General features: G+C 58.3%; 5 protein-coding genes. 3 read left to right on the top strand and 2 right to left on the bottom strand.

All coding sequences use genetic code 11. The features are described 5' to 3' along the window. Positions 1 to 735 (top strand): cadherin repeat domain-containing protein (locus Q0650_RS18820; RefSeq protein WP_298821841.1); only part of this gene is annotated, 735 nt, incomplete at its 5' end. A 314-nt stretch (positions 736 to 1,049) separates the two neighbouring features. Then, positions 1,050 to 1,280 (top strand): hypothetical protein, encoded by a 231-nt coding sequence (locus Q0650_RS18815; RefSeq protein WP_298821839.1) that lies wholly within the window; start codon positions 1,050 to 1,052, stop codon positions 1,278 to 1,280. A gap of 104 nt (positions 1,281 to 1,384) precedes the next feature. Here Q0650_RS18815 and priA read toward each other — a convergent pair whose 3' ends face one another. Beyond that, positions 1,385 to 3,925, bottom strand: coding sequence for a primosomal protein N' (gene priA, locus Q0650_RS18810; protein WP_298821837.1), 2,541 nt, complete (start codon positions 3,923 to 3,925; stop codon positions 1,385 to 1,387). A 122-nt stretch (positions 3,926 to 4,047) separates the two neighbouring features. Here priA and Q0650_RS18805 point away from each other — a divergent pair, with 122 nt between their 5' ends. Beyond that, positions 4,048 to 4,332 carry a 50S ribosomal protein L25 gene (locus Q0650_RS18805; protein ID WP_298821835.1) on the top strand — a complete coding sequence of 95 codons (285 nt, stop codon included), beginning with the start codon at positions 4,048 to 4,050 and terminating at the stop codon, positions 4,330 to 4,332. A 67-nt stretch (positions 4,333 to 4,399) separates the two neighbouring features. Here the strand turns inward: Q0650_RS18805 and Q0650_RS18800 are convergent, their stop codons facing one another. Next, the gene (locus Q0650_RS18800) at positions 4,400 to 5,548 is read right to left on the bottom strand and encodes a glycosyltransferase family 2 protein (protein ID WP_298821833.1); all 1,149 of its coding nucleotides are present in this window, start codon (positions 5,546 to 5,548) and stop codon (positions 4,400 to 4,402) included. Between the last annotated feature and the right edge of the window lie 351 nt (positions 5,549 to 5,899).

Below are 5,899 nucleotides of genomic sequence, written 5' to 3'. Positions count from 1 at the left end.
AGCACCACAACCACAGCGGTACCCACCGGCACGACCACGGTAGTGCCCACCGGTACCACCACGGCAGTGCCCACCGGCACCACCACACCTGAGCCAACGACCACGACGACGGCAGTGCCGACTGGCACGACGACGGCAGTGCCGACCACTACACCCGTCACGACCGTGACAGTGGTACCGACCACCACGCCGCAGCCGACTGGCACGACGACGGCGGTACCCACCGGCACGACCACGCCGGAGCCGACTACGATACCCTCGGCCACCCCGGTGCCGACTATCACGCCCTCGGCCACCCCGGTGCCGACTATCACGCCCTCGGCCACCCCGGTGCCGACTATCACGCCCTCGGCCACCCCGGTGCCCAATCCGGGTGAAGCACCGCAAATAGAGCTGAACCTGCCGGCAACGATTACCGTCGGGAGCAGGGTGCAGACACAAATTACCGTCTCAGGCGGCAGTGGTAATTACACCTACCAGGTCAGCGGTCAGTTGCCAACAGGTCTCACGCTGCACCCTGATGGACGATTAGAGGGATGGGTAACTCAGGTGGGTACGTACACGTTCACCATTCTGGTGACCGATGGCAATGGTCTCACAACTACCCAAACTGTCGAGATCGTAATCGAGCGAATGTACATCTTTGTGCCGATCATCACGAAGGCGACACCTGCAAACGCGCCCCTCCCGATGCAGATCTTTGTGCCGATTGTGATGAGAACAACCCCACAATAAACAGTCGCCTTCACTAACCCACCAGTCCTGCCAGCTCTGACCGATCGCGGCAGGACTGGTGGGTTTTGCATTGAGCCGGGCAAGTCATATCCGTAGTGATCGAACCTCTCCCTGGGTGCGTATCTGATACGCTGACAGCGCCGGAGCAACTCTCACATTGCTCCGCGTTCCTCATCCATATATCAAGATTTGTACAAAATGCACAAATTAAACCTCTTGCAATTGTGCAAAATATCCAGTATGATGAAGACGCAGTGGCAATGAAGCCATCACGACGAAGTTAGTCCTGATAGATCAATCAAAGGAGCACGACTATGCGCAACGGGAATTTTGAACAGTACACGGTTGAAGAGGTGTTGCAGACGTTCGGCGCCGAGGCCCGCGCCCTCCTGCGCGAAAATCGGATTGATCGCAGCAATCTGCGCTTTGCCGATGCCTGCGCTGCTGCCAGCATCACTCCCGATGAGTTTTTTGCTCAGCTCGATGCTGGTATGCGCCGGCGCGCTACGCGGTTTGCCGGACGAGCCGTCGCGGAGCATGCCTAGATTTGATCACTGTCAACTGTTTCCGTCAGGCCAGCGCTGATCGGCGCTGGCCGTTTATGTTGTTCTGAACAGTCTACCCAGAACAATCGCGTTGAGGCGTCGCATTACAATACATGCACCGGATCGATGTCAACGACCCAACCGCGCAGCGGACCAACTGCATCGAGAGCCGCAGTGAGGGCCTGAGTAGTTGTGTCAGCAGGCACGCGCAGGAGGAGATGCCAGCGCCAGCGATCTCGCTGACGGCGAAAGAAGGCGGGAGCCGGGCCGATCAGTCGCCAGCCCGCCAGATCGCGCGCCCTGATGAATGACTGAAGGGCAGCAACAAGCCGTTCAGCCTGCCGCCGGCAGGTATCTTCACTCGCCGCACCAATCACAAACCGCACCAGTCGCCCGAACGGTGGATAAGATAGGGCGCGCCGAAAAGCAATTTCCTCTCGAAAGAAGGCCCGGAAGTCGTGTTCGCGCGCTGCCTGTAGCGCATAGTGATCGGGTTGATAGGTCTGAATGATGACCTGCCCCCCTTCACTTCGTCGTCCGGCTCGTCCGGCTACCTGGGTCAAGAGCTGAAATGTTCGTTCACCGCTGCGAAAATCCGGTAAGTGCAGTCCGGTATCGGCCAGAATAACACCCACCAGCGTCACCAACGGCAAATCCAGCCCCTTAGCAATCATCTGTGTGCCAACAACGACATCAATCTGCCGCGTCAACATCGCTTCCAATAGCGCGCCATGGGCGTCTTTACCGGTGGCACTGTCACGATCCCAGCGCGCGACACGCGCATCCGGACAAAGTTCACGCACTGCCTCAACCACCCGTTGCGTCCCTGCTCCTAACGCGCGAATGCGTCGGCTCAGACACTGCGGACAAATCACCGGCGTTGCCACGCGCAGACCGCATGAATGACAGACCAGCACCTCGACCTGAGAGCCGGTTTCAGCAGTGGCTTTACTGTCGTAATGCACGGTGAGCGGCAATGCGCAACGATCACAGCGAGCGACATAGCCACAGTCGCGACAGAGCACAAATGACGCTGCGCCGCGTCGATTGAGGAAGAGCAACGCCTGCTGACCGCGATCCAGGGTCTGAATAAGTGCCTGTTGCAGCGCCGCCGAGAAGATCGAAGTATTGCCCTGCTGTAGCTCATGGCGCATATCAACGATACGTATCGGCGGCAGCGGCAATGGTCGTGAGTGAATGAGTCCATCCGCTCCCGGCAGTCCTCCAATCCGTTCCGGCAATTGCAAGAGCTGCAGACGACCTGCGCGCGCGGCATAGAAACTTTCCACACTTGGCGTAGCGCTGCCAAGTACAACTGTTACCCCGGCCAGTTCAGACAGTTGCAACGCGGCGTCACGCGCATGGTAGCGAGGTACCGTATCGCTTTTGTAGCCGGGTTCGTGTTCTTCATCGACGATGACCAGACCCAGGTCTTGCAAGGGTGCAAAGAGTGCCGAACGCGCTCCAATGAGCAGTCGCGCTTCACCCCGGCGTAGCCTGCGCCAGGTGTCATATCGTTCACCATCACTCAGGCCACTGTGCAAAACTGCCAGTTGATTGCCGAAACGCGCAGCAAACCGCCGTACCAGTTGCGCAGTCAGAGCAATTTCCGGCGCCAGCACAAGCGCCTGTTTCCCCAACCGCAGTGCGCGCGCAATCAATCGCAGGTAGACTTCAGTCTTGCCGCTACCGGTAATGCCGTGAATGAGGAAGCGACCGCCAGTGCCGGCTTCAAGCGCCGTTACGATAGTCTCATACACTTCACGCTGCGCTGCCGTCAGCGGCGGCGGCACATCCGGTTGCTGCGTGAACATTGCCAGTGGATCGCGATACACTTCGCGATCACTCACTGCAATAAAGCCGCGCTGCGCCAGCGCGCGCGCTCCAGCCAGATCGAGACCGGTCATGCGTCGCAGTTCGGTCATTGTCGGCGCTGCTAACTCTTGCCGCTCGGCTAACCAGCGCAACGCAGCAGCCTGGCGCGGAGCGCGCCGAAGCTGCTCCAGCGCCTGTGCCAGATCCGACACGGTAAGTTCTACCACCTGTTCGCGTCTTGGGCGCACTCGTGGCGGTTCGATCCGAAGGCCACGCGCCACCAGCCCGCGTTCGGCCAGGGCACGACAGGCCGCGCGTAACCCGGCAGCACTACCACGCAAAGCTGCTTGTAATTCAGACTCGCCCTGCTCACCGTGGCGCCGCAGATAAAACAGAATTCCCCGCTCACGTTCAGGCAATGCGCCAAGCTCGCAACTCAAACCAGTCACCGTTGCCCGCCACGTTGGCTCAGCTTGACCGGCAATGCCCGGCGGCAAACAGAGATCGAGCGCTGTGATGAGCGGAGCATAGTACGTTGTTGCCACCCAACGCGCCAGCGCAATCCCCAATGGCGGAATTGACACCTCAGGATCGACCAGATCGATCAGATCGCGCAAACCGCTAGCTGGACGCCTGGATAACGCCAGCACCACTCCCTGCACCGGCTGCTGCCGCAATGGCACCCATGCCAGATGACCGATAGTGATCAGGTCGCGCAGATGATCGGGCACACGATACGAAAAGATAGCATCGCGACGGCGATCGGTCAGCGCCGCGCGCACAGCCACGTCGGCGACCAGCGCAACCGTATTCTCTGCCAGTGTTGACAAACGCTCACCCCTTCATACGAAGCTGCGCAGGTATGATATACTATCTCTTCGGATCGCTAGAGGGTCTCGGGCCGGCACGGGGTCGGCTTCTCCCCTCTGTAACTATCAAAGAGAGGTACATCATGGCGAACGTCACATTAACGGCTCAACGTCGTCACATCTTTGGCAAAAAGGTCAAAACCCTCCGCCGCGAAGGCATTTTGCCGGCCAATTTTTACGGCAAAGGGGTTGAAACGACTGCCATTCAGATCAACGAGCGCGATTTCGAGCAGATCTTCCGCACTGTTCCTAAAGGTGAGAGCTTCACGCTTGACATTGAAGGCACAACCTACCCGGTTGTGATTTATGTGGTGCAGCGCCATCCGGTAACGCGCCGATTCCTGCATATCGACTTCAAGCTGGCATAGCTCACTTAATGCGGGCCGGTACTCTACCGGCCCGCTACACACTTATCCTGAAGTCATATTCTCGTCTTTACCCCGCATACCGTCGTCCCTTCCAGGTCACGCCACGACCAAATTGTACGCGCAGGATACCGTAACCGGCGATCAACAGATACATCATTAAACCGATCGGCCAGAGCAGTGCGTACAACGGGGAAAGACGGTAAAATCGACGATAGAGAACTCCCCAGAAAAGTATTCCAACAAGGTACGCCAGCAACCCGGCGCCAAAAGCAACATTTCCGGCCAAACCACCGGCCAACCAGCCACCTGCCATCAATAACAATGGCCCGTATGCCTGCGCGAGCAGCAACGCCATGCCTCTAAACGACCGCCAACCACCGCTGCGCGAACCCGCAGCCGCATTCTTCATCAAGCCTTCGGCTACCTCAGCCGCGCTGGTATACATCCGCACCGACAAATGCTGCATACCGATTGCGCCACGCACCGTGAAACCGGCTGCGCGCAACGCCTGACCCAACCGCACATCTTCCAACACTTCGCCCCGCACAGCGCCGTGACCACCAATTGCGTCATACGCAGCCCGGCGAACGAAAATACACTGACCGTTGGCTAACACCTCTTCCGGGCGTACATCCGGTTGAGCCAGACGTTCAAATGGAAAGATAGACAAGATCAAGGCAACAAATGGGGGCAGCACCAATCGTTCTGCCCACGTTCCCAATTCAAGGAAGGGAAAAATCGTTACCATATCGCCATTGTTGGCCAGGGCGTGACAGAGCAAGGCAGCGACTAGATCAGGATGTGGCGCAGTGTCGGCATCAAGAAAGAGCAGCCATGCGCCGATTGCGGCTTCGCCAGCCTGTTGACACGCATTGCATTTACCGACCCAACCCGGCGGCAATGGTCTACCCGATACTACCCGTAGCCGGGGATTGGTAGCTGCCAGCTCAGCCAGAATTGTTGGAGTGCGGTCGGTAGAGCCATCATCAACAACAATGACTTCAAAATGGGGGTAACGTTGCGCAAGCGCGCCCGTCACGCAGCGCCGAATGGCTCGTTCTTCATTTCGGGCCGGAATCAAGATCGAGATGAAAGGCGGATCGGGTGGCACGCGCGGCGACATCAAATGGGGAATCTGACGCATTCGTCGCCAATGAAACCCAAAACTAATGATGAGCGCCAGGCCACAAACTGCCCAAAGGAGAGCCAACCACATACAGACCTCGAAATTGCCAGCGACTGTACGATAGTATAACAGGTGATTGATGTTGATCGAGTACAGCCGCCACGACTCACATCACAATGAGAACGGTCAGAGGTAGCATTGCTTTGATCGCCATTACCGCCGACTCCACACGCAATCCCGCGTGAGGAGGCAGCACTGGAGACACCCTGCGCGCGAAACCCCAATGCACGGCGCGCAAACGAACTGGAGTAGAGGGTGAGGGGTCGGTAAAAAGGCCAGTCGCAAAACTGCCTGTGCTTACCCACGCCAGTGTCGCTACTGACACCGCTATGTTCCGCGTCCTGATGCGCTATCGCCCGCATCTTCCCCGCCGCTTGACAA

This window comes from uncultured Chloroflexus sp. (assembly GCF_937129525.1).
GTDB lineage: Bacteria > Chloroflexota > Chloroflexia > Chloroflexales > Chloroflexaceae > Chloroflexus.
This window is presented reverse-complemented; position numbering and strand designations above follow the sequence as displayed.

Bases quoted from the DNA above. Each gene is read 5' to 3' on its own strand.
- Q0650_RS18815 (WP_298821839.1), top strand. From the start codon at position 1,050: ATGCGCAACGGGAATTTTGAACAGTACACGGTTGAAGAGGTGTTGCAG.
- Q0650_RS18805 (WP_298821835.1), top strand. From the start codon at position 4,048: ATGGCGAACGTCACATTAACGGCTCAACGTCGTCACATCTTTGGCAAA.
- Q0650_RS18800 (WP_298821833.1), bottom strand. From the start codon at position 5,548: ATGTGGTTGGCTCTCCTTTGGGCAGTTTGTGGCCTGGCGCTCATCATT.